Annotated in this window: 15 protein-coding genes; 5 read left to right on the top strand and 10 right to left on the bottom strand. The window is 71.6% G+C overall.

The genetic code is table 11. From position 1 onward, the window contains the following. Nucleotides 1-49: 49 nt before the first annotated feature. Nucleotides 50-2,653: a M14 family zinc carboxypeptidase gene (locus tag DEJ47_RS11210; RefSeq protein ID WP_150167386.1), complete on the bottom strand. Its 2,604-nt coding sequence runs from the start codon at nucleotides 2,651-2,653 to the stop codon at nucleotides 50-52. A 101-nt stretch (nucleotides 2,654-2,754) separates the two neighbouring features. On the opposite strand from DEJ47_RS11210, the gene DEJ47_RS11205 reads away from it, so the two are divergent. Next, nucleotides 2,755-3,546: an EI24 domain-containing protein gene (locus tag DEJ47_RS11205; RefSeq protein WP_150167384.1), complete on the top strand. Its 792-nt coding sequence runs from the start codon at nucleotides 2,755-2,757 to the stop codon at nucleotides 3,544-3,546. A gap of 13 nt (nucleotides 3,547-3,559) precedes the next feature. On the opposite strand, the gene DEJ47_RS11200 is transcribed toward DEJ47_RS11205, so the two are convergent. Together DEJ47_RS11200 and DEJ47_RS11195 are read right to left on the bottom strand one after the other, a co-directional pair. After that, nucleotides 3,560-4,816 carry a pyroglutamyl peptidase gene (locus DEJ47_RS11200; RefSeq protein WP_150167382.1) on the bottom strand — a complete coding sequence of 419 codons (1,257 nt, stop codon included), beginning with the start codon at nucleotides 4,814-4,816 and terminating at the stop codon, nucleotides 3,560-3,562. 59 nt (nucleotides 4,817-4,875) lie between these two features. Continuing rightward, entirely contained in the window at nucleotides 4,876-5,112 is a 237-nt protein-coding gene (locus tag DEJ47_RS11195) for a hypothetical protein (protein ID WP_150167380.1), read from the bottom strand. Between the two features lie 131 nt (nucleotides 5,113-5,243). Here DEJ47_RS11195 and DEJ47_RS11190 point away from each other — a divergent pair, with 131 nt between their 5' ends. The 3 genes from DEJ47_RS11190 (at nucleotide 5,244) to DEJ47_RS11180 (ending at nucleotide 7,367) form a co-directional block, all read left to right on the top strand. Beyond that, nucleotides 5,244-5,840 carry a TetR/AcrR family transcriptional regulator gene (locus DEJ47_RS11190; protein ID WP_150167378.1) on the top strand — a complete coding sequence of 199 codons (597 nt, stop codon included), beginning with the start codon at nucleotides 5,244-5,246 and terminating at the stop codon, nucleotides 5,838-5,840. Between the two features lie 230 nt (nucleotides 5,841-6,070). Next, complete coding sequence (locus tag DEJ47_RS11185; protein ID WP_150167376.1) at nucleotides 6,071-6,949, top strand: NAD(P)-dependent oxidoreductase; 879 nt, start codon at nucleotides 6,071-6,073, stop codon at nucleotides 6,947-6,949. A 16-nt stretch (nucleotides 6,950-6,965) separates the two neighbouring features. After that, nucleotides 6,966-7,367, top strand: a complete 402-nt coding sequence (locus tag DEJ47_RS11180) for a RidA family protein (protein WP_150167374.1) — start codon at nucleotides 6,966-6,968, stop codon at nucleotides 7,365-7,367. A gap of 9 nt (nucleotides 7,368-7,376) precedes the next feature. Here the strand turns inward: DEJ47_RS11180 and DEJ47_RS11175 are convergent, their stop codons facing one another. Further along, nucleotides 7,377-8,366: an aldose epimerase family protein gene (locus DEJ47_RS11175; protein ID WP_150167372.1), complete on the bottom strand. Its 990-nt coding sequence runs from the start codon at nucleotides 8,364-8,366 to the stop codon at nucleotides 7,377-7,379. Between the two features lie 46 nt (nucleotides 8,367-8,412). Further along, nucleotides 8,413-9,324 (bottom strand): SGNH/GDSL hydrolase family protein, encoded by a 912-nt coding sequence (locus DEJ47_RS11170; protein ID WP_150175556.1) that lies wholly within the window; start codon nucleotides 9,322-9,324, stop codon nucleotides 8,413-8,415. A gap of 344 nt (nucleotides 9,325-9,668) precedes the next feature. On the opposite strand from DEJ47_RS11170, the gene DEJ47_RS11165 reads away from it, so the two are divergent. Beyond that, nucleotides 9,669-10,163: a DUF3145 domain-containing protein gene (locus tag DEJ47_RS11165; protein WP_150167370.1), complete on the top strand. Its 495-nt coding sequence runs from the start codon at nucleotides 9,669-9,671 to the stop codon at nucleotides 10,161-10,163. Between the two features lie 59 nt (nucleotides 10,164-10,222). On the opposite strand, the gene fabF is transcribed toward DEJ47_RS11165, so the two are convergent. The 5 genes from fabF to DEJ47_RS11140 all read right to left on the bottom strand — a co-directional run bounded on the left by fabF (nucleotide 10,223) and on the right by DEJ47_RS11140 (nucleotide 15,155). After that, on the bottom strand, nucleotides 10,223-11,485 hold the full coding sequence (gene fabF, locus DEJ47_RS11160) for a beta-ketoacyl-ACP synthase II (protein WP_150167367.1): 1,263 nt from the start codon (nucleotides 11,483-11,485) through the stop codon (nucleotides 10,223-10,225). A gap of 70 nt (nucleotides 11,486-11,555) precedes the next feature. After that, the gene (locus tag DEJ47_RS11155; protein ID WP_150167365.1) at nucleotides 11,556-11,804 is read right to left on the bottom strand and encodes an acyl carrier protein; all 249 of its coding nucleotides are present in this window, start codon (nucleotides 11,802-11,804) and stop codon (nucleotides 11,556-11,558) included. Nucleotides 11,805-11,901: 97 nt separating this feature from the next. Further along, nucleotides 11,902-12,906 (bottom strand): ketoacyl-ACP synthase III, encoded by a 1,005-nt coding sequence (locus DEJ47_RS11150; protein WP_150167363.1) that lies wholly within the window; start codon nucleotides 12,904-12,906, stop codon nucleotides 11,902-11,904. 28 nt (nucleotides 12,907-12,934) lie between these two features. Then, on the bottom strand, nucleotides 12,935-13,846 hold the full coding sequence (locus DEJ47_RS11145) for an ACP S-malonyltransferase (protein ID WP_150167361.1): 912 nt from the start codon (nucleotides 13,844-13,846) through the stop codon (nucleotides 12,935-12,937). A gap of 100 nt (nucleotides 13,847-13,946) precedes the next feature. Then, entirely contained in the window at nucleotides 13,947-15,155 is a 1,209-nt protein-coding gene (locus DEJ47_RS11140) for a PucR family transcriptional regulator (protein WP_150167359.1), read from the bottom strand. Nucleotides 15,156-15,171 lie beyond the last annotated feature (16 nt).

Genomic DNA, 15,171 nt, shown 5'->3' with positions numbered 1-15,171 from the left:
GCCGCGCCCCGGCAGTGCATTCCCGCTATCGGCGGGAGGGTGCTCCCGCCTACCGGCCCACGCTCAGCAGCGCCCGCCCGACCTGCGGGAACGCCCCCTTCGGATGGTCGCGGAAGAGCGGCTCCGTGCCGAAGAGCACCACGTCCGCGCCGCCCGCGGAGCCGCTGACGGCCGAGGCCCGGCCCGCCGCGTCCGCAGGACCGCCCGAGCCGTCCTCCGTGGCCCGCCAGTGCCCGGAGACCAGCGGGTCGCCGGTGCCGTACCTCTGCTCGACGCGCACCCCGCGCCCGAGGTCGGTGAACCACGAAGGGGAGTAGACGAAGCTGTGGTCCGGCGCCCCGCCCGTGACCGTGCCGCCCGCGTTCACCACGCGGACCACGCCGTTCGCGTCGCCGTTGCCGGTGACGGCCTTCACGGGCAGCAGCCCGGCGTCGGCGTTGAGCGCGGCACCGGTCCCGCCGCGCCCGACCAGGCCGCCGCCCCCGGCGAGGAACCGGTCGAGCGCGGCCCTGGCCGCCGCGTTCAGCTTGCCCCGGTCGAGCCCGGCCGACACGAAGAGGACATCCGCCTTCTGCCAGTCGAAGCCGGAGTTGAGCACGGTGGTCGACACGGGCACCACGTCGAAGTTCATCTCCCGCAGCGCGAACAGCTCGCCCGGCGTGACAGCCGCGGCGACGCGGGTCCGGTGCAGGGCCGGGCCGCCCTTCGCCTTCGTGGCGTCGAACGCGACGTCGTACTTCTTCGCGGCGGCGGTCGCGGCACGGCGCGCGGACGACGGCACGACGACGCTCCCGTCACGGTCCCGGCGTACGGAAACCCCCTTCTCCAGGAGGGAGTTGAGAGCGGCGATCTCGCGGGGGTCGTCGAGACGCAGCCGCAGGTCGCCGTGCGGCGCCACGTACCCGACGCGGGACGCGGCACGCACCGTACGACCGTGCACGCCCCGCAGGTCGCCGCGCTCCACGGAGTCCACGCTCGCGCCCCACAGCCGTCCGAGGCTCCACCCCGAGATGTCGTACATGGTCGACACCTTGTCGCTGATGTCCCGCCCGTCGGCCAGCATCACATTGGCGAGGCCGCGCTTCGGCTGGTGCATGTCGACGACGTACGAGCCCTTCGGATACGTCCGCCCGCCGAGCCGGAAGCCGTGGCTCGCGCGCTCCACCCGCACGTCGTTGGCGATCAGATGGTCGACGAGCCGCGCTGCCGCCGGCGCGGACCGCTGCCCGCGCCCGTGCGCCGGGATCACGTACGCGCGCGGGAACTCGGTCGTGTAGACGTCCTCGGGGCCGATCCCCGGCACCCCCGGCACGGTCTCCTCCGACACCGGCACCTGCTCGGCACCCGCCGCGCCCCGCCGGAACACCTCGATCTGGTCGGCGATCACCGAGGTGCGGTGGTGGTCGGTCCAGTCGAGGGTGGCGCGCATCGCGGCGCCCGCGATGTCCACGTTGACGGCGGCCCTGCGGCGCAGCTCGGCGACCGGCTGCGACTCGTACGCGCTGTTGTTCACCTGCAGTGGGAACTCGATGGTGTGCGTCGCGACCGCGCCGTGGAACGGCATGTACTGCGGCGTGAAGATCGGCGGCCAGTCGTCCCACCCCTCCTGCTGGTCGCGGAAGGGGATGACGGCGGGTTTCACGCCGTCCTTCTCCTCGGTGTAGCCGAGACCGTTGACGGCGGCCTCCATGCCGAGGGCGTTGGCGTAGGAATTCTTGAGGAAGAGGTCGTACTCGTAGTTCTCGCCGTGCGGGGGAGTGGTCGGCTCGATCAGCGTGCCGTTGACGTACCCGTGCAGGTCGATCATGACCGCTGGCTGCTTGTCGACGGCGATCCGCCGGACCGCGCGGGCCTCGGGCTGCGAGGCGGTGATGAAGTCGCGGTTCAGGTCGAAGCCGTTGGCGTTGGCGCGGGTGCCCGCGATACGGCCGTCGGGGTTGGTGGTGATGTTGAAGTAGAGCCGGTTGCGCGCGAGCAGCTCCCGACTGTCCTTGTCCTCGGCCTTCGCGAGCCTCTCGATGAGTCTCAGGGCCGCGTCCGTGCCCTCCCACTCGTTGCCGTGGATGTTGTTGTTGACGAAGACGGGTGTCTTGTACGAGGACTTGATCGCCCGGTCCTTCGCGGCTCGCGCGGGGTCGTTCTCGATCCGCTCCCGCATCCGTGTCTGCCGGGCCGTCTCGCGCGCGGACTCGGGTGCGGTGACGGTCACGAGGTAGAGCTGGTGACCGCCCGCCGAACGGCCGGCGATCTCCACGCTCACGCGGTCGCCGACGCGCTGGAGGGCGTTCAGTTTCGGGGCGATGCCGTGGTACGGCGTCAGCCCCAGCTTTATCGACTTGTCGGCAGGATTGGCCGGGGGGACGTCGAGCTTGCGCTCGCGCGGGTACCCGCGGCCGTTGTCGGTGCCGAGTCCCTGCGCGGCGGATGACGCATCCCTGAGTGCGCGCTCGGCGGCGGCCTCCGGGGTCGTGGCGGCCCGGTCGGCGCCGAGCGGCGAGCCCTCGCGGGTGACCGGGCGCGGTGTCGGATCGGCGGTCGCGCTGCCCGGCGCGAGCGCGGTGAGGACCAGCGCGCCGACCGCTGCGGTCACGGTGAGCGGAACGGGTCTGAACGGCCGGGATATGGACGGTGATATTCGCCCTGATGTACCCATACGTACCTCCGGAAGATCGGTACGCGAGGTCTACCGGTTCAACTCACGTTCAACAAGAGGGCGTTACTGCCAGGCCCTGACCTGCGGCTAAGGTGTGCCGCATGCGCGATCTGGGTGTGGGCTTCGGCTACTTGATGAAGGGGCAGCGCTGGGTCGCCCAGCACGGCAAGCAGTACGGATGGGGGCTGCTGCCCGGCCTCATCACGCTCGTCCTCTACGCGGCGGCGCTCGTCTCGCTCGCCCTGTGGGGCGGCGACCTCGTCGGCTGGGCCACGCCGTTCGCCGACGACTGGTCCTCGCCCTGGCAGGGCGTCTTCCGCGGCTTCCTGACGGCGCTCCTCTTCGCCCTCGCGCTGCTGCTGTCCGTCCTCACGTTCACCGCGGTGACGCTGCTCATCGGCGAGCCGTTCTACGAGTCGCTGTCCGAGCAGGTCGACATCTCCGAGGGCGGACACGCGCCCGAGTCGGGCCTGCCGCTCTGGCGTGACCTGTGGATCTCCGCGCGGGACAGCCTGCGCATCGTGGTGCGCGCCCTGGTCTGGGGCGTGCTGCTCTTCGCCCTCGGCTTCATCCCCGTCGTCGGCCAGACCGTGGTCCCGGTGATCGGTTTCTGCGTGACGGGTTTCTTCCTGGTGGAGGAGCTCACGGCGGTGGCCCTGCAGCGCCGGGGCGTGGAACTACGGGAGCGCCTCGCCCTGTTGCGGGCCCGCAAGACGCTCGCCTGGGGCTTCGGGACGCCGCTCGCCGTCGCCTTCCTGGTGCCGTTCGTCGCGGTGTTCCTGATGCCGGGCGCGGTCGCGGGGGCGACGCTGATGGCGCGGGACCTGATGGGCGAGAACGACGAACGCACCGAGGACGGCGACGGCTCACGTACCGCCGTGGCCGGCGCCTAGGAAGAGGCGCTGCTCAGGACGAGGCGGCGGTCCGGAGGATCCCCCGCACCTGGGCGATGATGTCGAGCCGGTTCCGTACGAACTCGGGGTCGGTGACGTCGCCCGTCGCCGGGTCGGTGTTGCCCGCGCCGAACTGGAGCACCGGCGTGTGGACGTGGCCGCCGGGCAGCCGGTCGTGCAGGCCGAGCCGGTCGCGGAGCAGGGTCGCGCGGTAGGCGATCTCGTTGGAGAGGTAGTCCCCGCCGCCGCCCGCACGGGCCGTGGACCCCTCGGTGGGGCCGTCGGGCCGGACCACGGGGGCGCCGCCGCCCGCCGGTATCTCGGTCACCGACGTGTTGTCGTACACCGGGAAACGCCCCGTCTTCGCGGCCACGATCTCCTTGTACGGGAGGGTCGTCGACGTCCACTGGGGCTGCGTGGCGGGATCGCTCACCGGCACGGTCCCGGTCCGTGACAGGTTCTCGTTGTCGGCGAAGCCGCCGCGCCAGGCGCCGTTGGTCCGCTCGATGTCGAACTTGCCCACCCGCCCCTGGCTGATGGTGGTGAAGAGGTCGACGCGGGGCAGGTACGGGCGCAGCGCCCGCTCAACGGCACCGTCGGCGAAGTCGTCCCACCGGACGGGGAAGACGACGGCCTCGACGCGGGCGGGCCCGTCGGCGGTCCGGATCGTGGTCCCGTCGAGGGCGAGGGCTGCGGCGCCGGACGGATTGCTGATGCGCACGTCGCGGTCGAGGGTGAACGGGTCGAACCCGGTCACGAGGATGCGCTTGACGTGCCCGTGCCCCCGCTCGCGTGCGTGATGGCCGACGGAGTCCTGCCCCCGGGAGGACCGCTCCAGGGCGCCCATGAGCCGGTTCCGCCGCTCCGGGGTGAGGGCGAAACGATCCGGCTCCCACTGCCGCAGCGCTCGCGTCATCCCGAGCCGCGCCCAGTAGAGCGGCCGGTCGTCGTCCGCGCTGATGCCGGTCTGCTGCTCGCCCTGGGCCCGGTCGACGGCCCGCTGCCACAGAGACCGGCCTTCGCGTACGACGACGCGGCGCGCGTGGTCGTAGGAGCGGGCGTTCTTCAGGGCCTCGGTGAACTCCGGGGCGACGGAGTCGAATCCGCTCTTCCGCAGGATCTCCCGCGGCGCGGCACGGTCGAGGCGGGCCTCCTCGGCGGTGGGCGCGGCGGTGCGTCCGGCGGGGGCGGTGGTGGCGGAGGCGGAGGCCGGGACACCGATCCCGGCGAGGAGGGCGGCGACGCCGAGGGCGCCAAGTCGTGAGAGCACGCGAGTCCTTCCGTGACGGGTGAGGTGGCGGAAGTATCGCGGGGCGGGAGGGGTGAGCGCTACGGCGCGTCGCGCAGACCGCGGGCGCGGGCCGCGGCGACGAGCAGCGCGCAGCCGACGGCTCCGACGGCGAGGTCGACCCAGGCGGGCGCGCCGGCTTCCCGCAGCAGGGCGGAGACGCCGAACGAGGTGTCCCACCCGGCTTCCGTGATCGCGGAGCCGAACCCCTGCACGACGAGGATGGCCCCGAAGAGGGCGAGGAGTCCGGCGGAGGACTTCTTGGTCTGAGCAGCCATGTGCGTGTGCCTGTTCCGTTCGTTTCGGATTCCTGGTTTCCGATGCGATCGCATCGAATCGTGTCGCACAGATCATGCACGGGCTTTCGATACGATGCAACCGCATCGAAAAAGAAGGGGTGCTGCCCGCCATGCCCAAGCAGGTCGACTACGAGGACCGCCGCGGTCGTATCGCCGAAGCGGTCTGCCACCTGATCGCCCGCTCTGGGATGGAGTCCGTCAGCCTGCGGGACGTGGCCGCCGAGGCGGGAGTGTCGATGGGGGCGGTGCAGCGCTGCTTCCGCACGAAGGACGAGATGCTCCAGTTCGCCCTGGAGGGCATCTCGGACCGGATCGGGGAGCGTGCGAGATCCCGCATCGAGGCGTCGGGCACGCCGGAGTCGGCACTGACACTGCTGGACCAGACCCTGTCGGCGCTGGCGCTGCTGGAGCCGGAGGACAGGACGGAGGCGCAGGTCTGGGGGGCGTTCGTCGCGCGGGCGGCGGTCAGCGACGACCTGGCGACGGTGCTCCGCGACACGTACGCGAAACTCCACGACCTCCTGGTCTGGCTCCTTGACTACGGCGGCTCGACGGGGGAACTGCGCCCGGGGCTGGACACGCAGGCGGAGGCGAGGACGCTGCTGGCCTTGACGGAGGGCTTGACATCGCAGGTTCTGGTTGGTCATCAGACAGGGGAGGGGGCGCGGGGGTTGCTGAGGGGGTACGTGAAGGGCTTGAGGCGGTAGAACCCTCGAGTTGCCCAACCGGCCTCGACCAGCGCGCCCCACTCGTCCTTGCTCCCGCTGGACGTCGCGGGGTGAACAGGCGGGGGGGTGGGAGTGATCCGCCGCGAAGCGGCGGGCTCGGCGCTCCTGCGGGGCTGGACCAGTTGGGCGGTACGGCATGCGGGTTCGGCATGTCACGCGTGCTGGACATTCGCTTGTCGCATCACGGGGCCCGGCCTAGCGTCGGGCCCATGGAAAAGATCGCATTCCTCGGTCTGGGGCACATGGGCGAGCCGATGGCCCGCCAACTGGTGGCGGCCCGGCTCCCGTTGACCCTCTGGAACCGCACCCCGGCGAAGGCCGACGCCCTCGCCGCGGAGGCGCGAGCGGAAGTGGAAGCGGAGGCAGAAGCCGCTCGGGGCACCGGGACCGTCACCGTCGCCGCGAGCCCCAGCGAGGCCGTCCGTGACGCCGACGTCGTCATCACCATGCTCGCCGGGCCCGACGCCGTGCGCGCGGTCGCCGACGCCATCCTCCCGGCGCTGCGCCCCGGCGCGTACTGGGTGGAGATGTCGACCATCGGGCCGGACACGGTGAAGGAGCTGGCGGAGCTCGTACCGGAAGGGGTCACCCTCGTCGACGCGCCCGTCATGGGCAGTACGGACAAGGCCGCCGCGGGGCGGCTCGGCGTCCTCGCGGGCGGTGACGCCGCAGGCGTGGAGCACGTGCTCGCCCGCTTCGGTCCCGTCACCCGTACCGGCCCACTCGGCTCGGGCGCCGCGCTCAAGCTCGTCGTCAACACCGCCGTCATCGGCGGCGTCGCCCTCGTCGCCGAGGCGATGAGGCTCGCCGACGCGCTCGGCCTGGACGAGGGCGCCGCCAGGAACGCCCTCGCCGCGGGCCCGCTCGCCGGCGCCGTCGCCCGCGCCTTCGCGACCGACGTGCACTTCGGCAGCGACCTCGCCGTGAAGGACGTCTCCCTCGCGACGCGCACCACACAACTACCCGCCATGGAGGCGGTGTTGGGGTACTTCCGGGCTGCCGCCGCCGACCCCGACGTCGTCCACGAGGACATCGCCCGCGCCGTCACTTACATCCGTACCCGCGACCTCACCCACCGCGACAGCTGAGGAGAGCGCACCAGACATGCGGACATCCATCGACAACCCCGCCGGCGCCCCGCAGCCCTTCGGGCCCTACTCGCAGGTCGCCCGCGTCGAACACGCCGACGGGGGAGTCCTGTTGTACGTCTCCGGGCAGTGCGCGGACGGGGACGACATGGCCGCCCAGTCCCGCGGGGTCTTCGAGGCCCTCAAGCTGCTGCTCGCGGCGCACGGCGCAGGGCTCGACGACATCATCAACATCCGTACGTACCTCACGGACATGGACGGCTTCGCCGACTACGCCGCCGTCCGCAAGGAGTTCCTCACCGCGACCCCGCCCACCAGCACGACCGTCGCCGTCTCACGGCTCGTCCCGCCGCGTGCGCTGGTCGAGGTCGAGGTCGTCGCGGCCCTCACCGGCGCCACAGGGGCGGCCGCCCGGTAGCTCCCCCATTCACCACGAGAAGCCGTACACCGTCTCCGACCGGTACGCCCCGCCCGGCCGCAGCTCCGTCCCAGGGAACTCCGGCCGGTTCGGGGAGTCCGGGAAGTGCTGGGTCTCCAGCGCGATCCCGGCGCCCGGCGCGAAGGGGAGGTCCGGCGCGAAGTGGTCCGCCGTGTAGAGCTGGAGTCCCGGCTCCGTCGTCGAGACCGTCAGCGTCCGGCCGGAGGCGGGATCGCGCAGCTCGGCCACCTCGACCGGGTCCGGCGTGACACCCTTGTCCAGGACGTAGTTGTGGTCGAAGCCGGGCCCGGCAGCGCGTGCCGCGCGGAAGTCGCAGCGCGTCCCGGCCACCTCCGCGTACTCCCCGGTGGGAATCCCGGTGCCGTCCACCGGGGTGAAGCGGGCGGCGGCGATCCGCACCTCGTGTCCGAGCGCGGTCCCGGCCGCCGCGCCCGCGAGGTTCCAGTACGTGTGGTTGGTGAGGTTCACGACCGTCGGCGCGTCCGTCGTCGCCTCGTAGGCGATGCGCAGCGCACCCGACTCGTCCAGCGTGTACGTCACCGAGACCGCGAGCCGCCCCGGATAGCCCTCCTCGCCGTCGGGGGAGATCCGCGAGAGCCGCACCCCGAGCCCGCCGTCCGCGGGCTCCGCGTCCCAGACGTGCTGGTCGAAGCCGCGCTCGCCCCCGTGCAACGCGTTGGGCCCGTTGTTGCGCGCCAGCCGGTACGTACGTCCGTCGAGGGAGAACGAGCCGCCCGCGACGCGGTTCGCGTACCGTCCCACCAGCGCCCCGAAGTACGGCCCCGGATGCGCCAGATACCCGCCGAGGTCCTGGAACCCGAGCGCCACCGGCGCCACCCGCCCCGACCGGTCGGGCACGTCCACCGACTGCACGATGCCGCCGTAGGTCAGGACGCGCGCCCGCACCCCGGCCCTCTCCAGAGTCCAGCGGTGGACCGGGCTGCCGTCGGGAAGCGTCCCGAAGAGTTCACTGCGCATGATCAAGACCCTACGCGGACGCCGCCGGGACCCGGGCCGCCAAGACCTACGTCACCGGCTTCCTCGACGTCACCTGCCGGTACGCGATCTCCGCCAGCCGCGCCTGACCGTTCTTGCTGGGGTGGAACCAGTCCCAGTGGCTCAACTGGTCGCCGTCGAAGCGGTAGTCAAAGACCGCCCCGCCGTCGTAACGACAGCGCCGTTCCTTGTCGCACACGTCTTCGAGAACCTTGTTGTACGCGATGACGCGGTCCTGCACCGACGCGCGCCGCTGCGTCGCCGAGGCGTTCAGGTCGTCGGGGTCGGCCAGCATGGAGGCGCAGATGCCCAGCTTCCACACCTGCTTGCCCAGCGGGTTCGTCCGCCCCTGGGACCAGAGCCGCTTCAGGTCCGGCACGGACGCCACGTACACCTGCGCCTTCGGCAGCTCGCGGCGCAGGGTGCGCATCGCCTCCTCGAAGTCGGCACGGAACTCGCCGACCGGCGTCATCGACGCGGCCGTCGGACGGCACGCGTCGTTGGCACCCGTCATCACCGTCACCAGCTCCGGACGGTCCGCGGCGGCCACCTCGACCTGCCGGGTCAGATCCGCCATACGCGCGCCGGTCTTCGCGTGGTTCCAACTGTGCGACGCGGCCCGCCCCTTCCCGAGCAGCCGCGTCGCCAGGCTGTCGACCTCGGTGTCCGTGCCGGTCGCCCAGGACGCCTCGGGGCAGTCGGACAGCACCGAGCAGGCGTCGAAGCCGCGCGTGATGGAGTCGCCGACGGCGGCCAGCGAGCGCGGCGAGGTGTCCCACGTGGGAGTGGGTTTCGGCGACGGCTTGCGGGGCGCGGACGAGCCGCCCGGCGCCCCCGAGTTCCCGCCCTGCGCGTCGCACGCGGTCAGCGCTCCGCCACAGAGCAGAGCCGCCGTCGCGAGGGCGACGACGGCGCGCGACCGGCGCCTGCGGTTCCGCATCCCCATGCTCCCCTCGGTCGTTCAACGTGACGTCGTGCGCGTGCCCGGGGTTGCGCCCCGCCGGGTGAAAGGTCGGAGTTTCCTGGCCTTCGGACCGACGGTACGTCACACTCCTTGCGCCGCCGCACGGTAGCCTCGGGCCCGTAGCCGCCGGGCCCCTGCTGTCACGGCAGCGACAGGGCGGGTGATCCACCCGGTGGCGCCTCGCTCTAGTGGTTCCGCTAAATTACATCACGTCACATCTGTCCCCTTTTCCCAGGTTTATCTAGTATTTGGGGAAAACTGCTCGGCACGGGCGCGAGGCCGCTGGGGAAGGCGAACCTCGACCCACACTGGAGGTCCCGGTGACGACACGTGGAGTTCTGTACGTGCACTCCGCTCCGCGCGCGCTGTGCCCACACGTCGAGTGGGCCGTCGCGGGCGTGCTCGGCGCGCGCGTGAGCCTCGACTGGATCAGGCAGCCCGCCGCGCCGGGCACCTGGAGATCCGAATTCTCCTGGCAGGGCTCGGTGGGCACCGCCTCCAAGCTCGCCTCCGCCCTGCGCGGCTGGGATCTGCTGCGGTTCGAGGTCACGGCGGAGCCCTGCGCCGGCGCCGAGGGCGAGCGGTACAGCGCCACGCCCGAGCTCGGCATCTACCACGCCGTCACCGGAATGCACGGTGACATCCTCATCCCCGAGGACCGGCTCCGCGCCGCACTGGCGCGCTCGCAGCGCGGCGAGAGCGACCTGGAGGCGGAACTCGCCAAGCTCCTCGGCAAGCCCTGGGACGACGAACTCGAACCGTTCAGGTACGCGGGCGAGGGCGCGCCCGTGCGGTGGCTCCACCAGGTGGTCTGACATGCGCGAAGGGCCCCCACCACGTGGTGGGGGCCCTTCGCGTACCTACTGCGGCGAGGTCAGACGGTACGGAACGCCAGGACGACGTTGTGACCGCCGAAACCGAACGAGTCGTTCAGCGCCGCGATCCTGCCCTCGGGCAGCGCACGCGCCTCGCCCCGGACGATGTCCGCGTCGACCTCGGGGTCGAGGTTCTCGACGTTGATCGTCGGCGGGGCCATCCGGTGCTTCAGCGCGAGGACCGTCGCCACGGTCTCCACGCCGCCGGCGCCACCGAGCAGGTGACCGGTCATCGACTTGGTGCTGGCGATCGCCATGTGGTCCACGTCGTCGCCGAACGCCTTGCGCAGCGCCTTGATCTCCGCGACGTCACCCTGCGGCGTCGAGGTCGCGTGCGCGTTCACGTGCACGATCTCGGCGGGCTTGAGGTCCGTCGTGTCGATCAGGTTCTGCAGCGCCGCGGCGATGCCGTTGCCGGACGGCTCGGGCTGCGTGATGTGGTGCGCGTCGGCCGAGATGCCCTGGCCGACGGCCTCGGCGTAGACCTTCGCGCCGCGGGCCTTGGCGTGCTCCTCGGACTCCAGGACGATCACACCGGCGCCCTCGCCGAGCACGAAGCCGTTGCGGTCGGCGTCGTAGGGACGCGACGCGCCCTGCGGGTCGTCGTTGTTCTTCGACATCGCCATCATGTTGCCGAACGCGACGATCGGCAGCGGGTGGATCGCCGCCTCCGTGCCGCCCGCGACGACGACGTCGGCGCGGCCGGTGCGGATCATCTCGATCGCGTAGCCGATGGCCTCCGCGCCCGAGGCGCAGGCCGACACCGGGGTGTGGACACCCGACTGGGCGCCCAGCTCGATGCCGACGTTGGCCGCCGGGGAGTTGGGCATCAGCATCGGCACGGTGTGCGGGGAGACGCGGCGTACGCCCTTCTCCTTCAGCACGTCGTACTGGTCGAGAAGCGTGGTCACGCCGCCGATGCCGGAGGCGATGACCGCGCCGAGACGGTGCGGGTCCACCGAGGCGTCCTCGCCCGCCTTGGCGGTGAAACCGGCGTCCGCCCAGGCCTCCTTGGCCGCGATCAGCGCGAACTGCGCCGACCGGTCCAGCTTGCGGGCCTGCGGGCGGGGGATGACCTCGCCCGGCTCCACGGCGATCTGACCGGCGATGCGGACGGGCAGCTCGGCTGCCCAGTCCTGTTCCAGCGTGCTGACGCCGGAGCGGCCCGCGAGCAGGCCCTCCCACGTCGACGCTGCGTCGCCACCCAGCGGTGTGGTTGCGCCGATACCGGTGACGACCACGGTGCGATTGGTCGAGTTCACAGGAAATTTCTCCACGGTGTTGAGGGGATCAGCGGCGCCACCGCCGGGTGGCGACAGAGCACGAGCTGGGTCAGCTCTGGTGCTCGAGGATGTACTTGGTCGCGTCGCCGACCGTCTTGAGGTTCTTGACGTCGTCGTCCGGGATCTTCACGTCGAAGCGCTCTTCGGCGGCGACGACGACCTCGACCATGGACAGCGAGTCGACGTCCAGGTCGTCGGTGAAGGACTTGTCCAGCTGGACGTCCTCGACCGGGATGCCGGCGATCTCGTTGACGATCTCCGCGAGACCGGCGACGATCTCTTCCTGAGTGGCGGCCATGTTGGCGCTCCTTCTTATGTATCCAGAGGGTGTGGCGCCCGCCGCGGCAGCGGCAGGTTGGTTGCGACGCCCGGACCGGATGATCCGGACGTGATGCCTAGGGGAGGGTAACGACCGTGGCTGCGTAGACGAGACCCGCCCCGAAGCCGATGACGAGGGCGGTGTCGCCGCTCTTCGCCTCGCCGGTCGCCAGGAGCCGCTCCATCGCGAGCGGGATCGAGGCGGCCGAGGTGTTCCCGGTGGTGCGCACGTCACGGGCGACCGTGACGTGTTCCGGCAGTTTCAGAGTCTTCACCATCGAGTCGATGATCCGCTCGTTGGCCTGGTGCGGAATGAAGACGTCCAGGTCGTCCGCGGTGATTCCGGCCGCGTCCAGCGCCTGCTGGGCGACCTTCGCCATCTCGAACACGGCCCAGCGGAAGACCGCCTGGCCCTCCTGGGTGATGGCAGGGTACTTCGCGGGCGCGCCACCGTTGCGGTACACGTCCCACGCCTCGGTCTGCTTGATCGTCTCGGCCTTGTCGCCCTCCGAGCCCCACACCGTCGGACCGATCCGCGGCTCCTTGGAGGGGCCGACGATCACGGCGCCCGCGCCGTCACCGAAGAGGAACGCCGTGGCACGGTCGTGCAGGTCGGTGAGGTCGCTCAGCCGCTCCACACCGATCACCAGGACGTACTCGGCGGAACCGTCGACGACCATGCCCTTGGCGAGGGTCAGACCGTAACCGAAACCGGCGCAGCCCGCGGAGATGTCGAACGCGGCGGGCTTGCCCGCGCCGACCTTGTCCGCGATCTCGGTCGCGATCGCCGGTGTCTGCTTGAAGTGCGAGACGGTGGAGACGATGACGGCTCCGACCTGCTCGGGCGTGATGCCGGCGTCGGCGATCGCCTTGCCCGCGGCCTCGACGGACATCGCGGCCACGGTCTCCTCGTCGGAGGCCCAGTGGCGGGTCGCGATGCCGGAGCGGGAACGGATCCACTCGTCGGACGAGTCGATCGTCTCGAGGATGACCTCGTTCGGCACGACCCGGGTGGGACGGTAGCCGCCGACGCCCATGATCCGCGCGTACGGATGGCCCTGTGCGGCCTTGATCTTCGACATGCGCTACGGCTCCTTGTCTGTCGTCGGCTCAGGAATGCTCGGCGACGAGCGCGCGGGCCGCGTCGAGGTCGTCGGGGGTCTTCACCGCGAGGGTCTGGACGCCCTTGAGGGCGCGCTTGGCCAGACCGGTCAGCGTGCCGCCGGGGCACACCTCGATCAGCGCCGTCACGCCGAGCTCCTTGAAGGTCTCCATGCACAGGTCCCAGCGGACCGGGTTGGCGACCTGCCCGACCAGGCGGGAGATCACGTCGGTGCCGGTGGCGACCGTCTTGCCGTCGCGGTTCGAGACGTATGCGAAACGCGGGTCGGCGACGGTGAGGTCCTTGGCAGCCTCCTCCAGCGCGGCGACCGCGGGAGCCATGTGCTCGGTGTGGAACGCGCCCGCGACCTTGAGGGGAACGACCTTGCGGACGCCCTCGGGCTTGTCCTCCTGCAGCGCCGCGAGCTGCTCCAGGGTGCCTGCGGCAACGATCTGGCCGGCGCCGTTCACGTTGGCCGGGGTCAGCCCGAGCTTCTCCAGGTGCGGGACGGTGACCTCGGGGTCGCCGCCGAGGAGGGCGGCCATGCCGGTCTCCGTGACGGCGGCCGCCTCGGCCATGGCCAGACCGCGGGCGCGGACGAGACCGAGGGCCGCGTCGTCGGAGAGCACTCCGGCGTACGCGGCGGCCGTGATCTCGCCGACGCTGTGTCCGGCGACGGCGCCCGGCGTGATGTCACCGAGTGCCGCGGCCGAGAGCAGACCGGCGGCCACGAGCAGCGGCTGGGCCACGGCCGTGTCACGGATCGCGTCCGCGTCGGCCTGGGTGCCGTAGTGGGCGAGGTCGAGCCCGATGGCGTCCGACCAGGCGGCGATGCGGTCGGCAGCACCGGGGAGGTCGAGCCAGGGGGTCAGGAAGCCGGGCGTCTGAGCGCCTTGGCCGGGAGCGACGAGTACGAGCACTCTTACACTCTCTCTTGTGGACGGTGGGACCCGCCCGTGGGGACAGGGACGAAGAACCGGTGGGGGATTTGTAGGAGGCCGACAAACCCGCCGACAAACCCTACGACTGAGGATCGCCGTCGGCCAGCCGCCCCAGGATCAGCGCGATCCGCAGCGTGAAGGCCGAGCGGACATCGGAAGGTGACCAGCCGGTGACGTCAGTCACACGTCGGAGCCGGTAGCGCACGGTGTTGGGGTGGACGAAGAGCATTCTGGCCGCGCCTTCGAGACTGCTGGCTTGTTCCAGATAGACGCTGAGCGTCTCCAGGAGCGCGGAGCCCGCTTCCTCCAGTGGTCTGTAGATCTCCTCCACCAACTGCTCGCGCGCCGCCGGATCCCCGGCGATCGCGCGTTCGGGCAGCAGATCGTCCGCGAGGACCGGCCGCGGGGCGTCCTGCCAGGCGGCGGAGGCCTTGAGTCCGGCGGCCGCGGCCTGCGCGGAGCGGGTGGCGGCGAGCAGGTCGGGGACGATGGGACCGGCCACCACGGGACCGGCGGCGTACGGCCCGATCAGGGACTTCGCGACGTGCAGCGGATTGTCGTTGCCGCCCGCGATGACGACCAGGCGGTCCCCGAGCACACCCGTCAGGACCTGCAGCTTCGCGTGCCGGGCGGCACGGCGGATGGCCTCCACGGTGAGCTCGCTGTCGCCGTCGGGCGCGGTGCCGAGGACCACGCAGACGTGTTCGGGCGAGTTCCACCCGAGGGCCGCGGCCCGCGAGACGGCGCCCTCGTCGGCCTCGCCGGAGAGGACCGCGTTCACGACGAGCGATTCGAGCCGGGCGTCCCAGGCACCGCGTGCCTCGGCGGCCTGCGCGTACACCTGCGCCGTGGCGAAGGCGATCTCGCGGGCGTAGACGAGGAGGGCCTCCCGCAGCACCGACTCGTCGCCCGGCGCGGCGACCTCGTCGATCGCCGACTCCATGACCTCGATCGTCGTACGCACCATCTCCACGGTCTGGCGCAGGGTGATCGCCCTGGTCAGTTCGCGCGGGGCGGTGCCGAAGACGTCGGTGGAGATGGCCTGGGGGGCATCCGGGTGCCGGAACCACTCGGTGAACGCGGCGATACCGGCCTGGGCCACCAGGCCGATCCAGGAGCGGTTCTCCGGCGGCATCGCCCGGTACCAGGACAGCGTCTCGTCCATGCGCGCGATGGCCTGCGCCGCGAGGCTCCCGGACGACTTCTCCAGGCGCTTCAGGGTCGCGGCATGGGCGTGGGCGGACCGTCGGGCGTCCTGATGGGCTGCGTTCGCTGAAGGTTCGGGCACGGGGACAAGACTGCCT

Origin of the sequence: Streptomyces venezuelae, from assembly GCF_008642355.1 — a bacterium.
In the GTDB taxonomy this organism is placed as follows: domain Bacteria; phylum Actinomycetota; class Actinomycetes; order Streptomycetales; family Streptomycetaceae; genus Streptomyces; species Streptomyces venezuelae_B.
The sequence above is the reverse complement of the archived record's forward strand: the minus strand, read 5'-3'. Positions and strand labels throughout refer to the sequence as shown.

Excerpts from the sequence above, each read along its gene's own strand:
- DEJ47_RS11170 (WP_150175556.1), bottom strand. The coding sequence starts at position 9,324 with ATGCGGAACCGCAGGCGCCGGTCGCGCGCCGTCGTCGCCCTCGCGACG.
- DEJ47_RS11210 (WP_150167386.1), bottom strand. The coding sequence starts at position 2,653 with ATGGGTACATCAGGGCGAATATCACCGTCCATATCCCGGCCGTTCAGA.
- DEJ47_RS11180 (WP_150167374.1), top strand. The coding sequence starts at position 6,966 with ATGCGGACATCCATCGACAACCCCGCCGGCGCCCCGCAGCCCTTCGGG.
- DEJ47_RS11190 (WP_150167378.1), top strand. The coding sequence starts at position 5,244 with ATGCCCAAGCAGGTCGACTACGAGGACCGCCGCGGTCGTATCGCCGAA.
- DEJ47_RS11195 (WP_150167380.1), bottom strand. The coding sequence starts at position 5,112 with ATGGCTGCTCAGACCAAGAAGTCCTCCGCCGGACTCCTCGCCCTCTTC.
- DEJ47_RS11205 (WP_150167384.1), top strand. The coding sequence starts at position 2,755 with ATGCGCGATCTGGGTGTGGGCTTCGGCTACTTGATGAAGGGGCAGCGC.
- DEJ47_RS11175 (WP_150167372.1), bottom strand. The coding sequence starts at position 8,366 with ATGCGCAGTGAACTCTTCGGGACGCTTCCCGACGGCAGCCCGGTCCAC.
- DEJ47_RS11155 (WP_150167365.1), bottom strand. The coding sequence starts at position 11,804 with ATGGCCGCCACTCAGGAAGAGATCGTCGCCGGTCTCGCGGAGATCGTC.
- DEJ47_RS11150 (WP_150167363.1), bottom strand. The coding sequence starts at position 12,906 with ATGTCGAAGATCAAGGCCGCACAGGGCCATCCGTACGCGCGGATCATG.
- DEJ47_RS11185 (WP_150167376.1), top strand. The coding sequence starts at position 6,071 with ATGGAAAAGATCGCATTCCTCGGTCTGGGGCACATGGGCGAGCCGATG.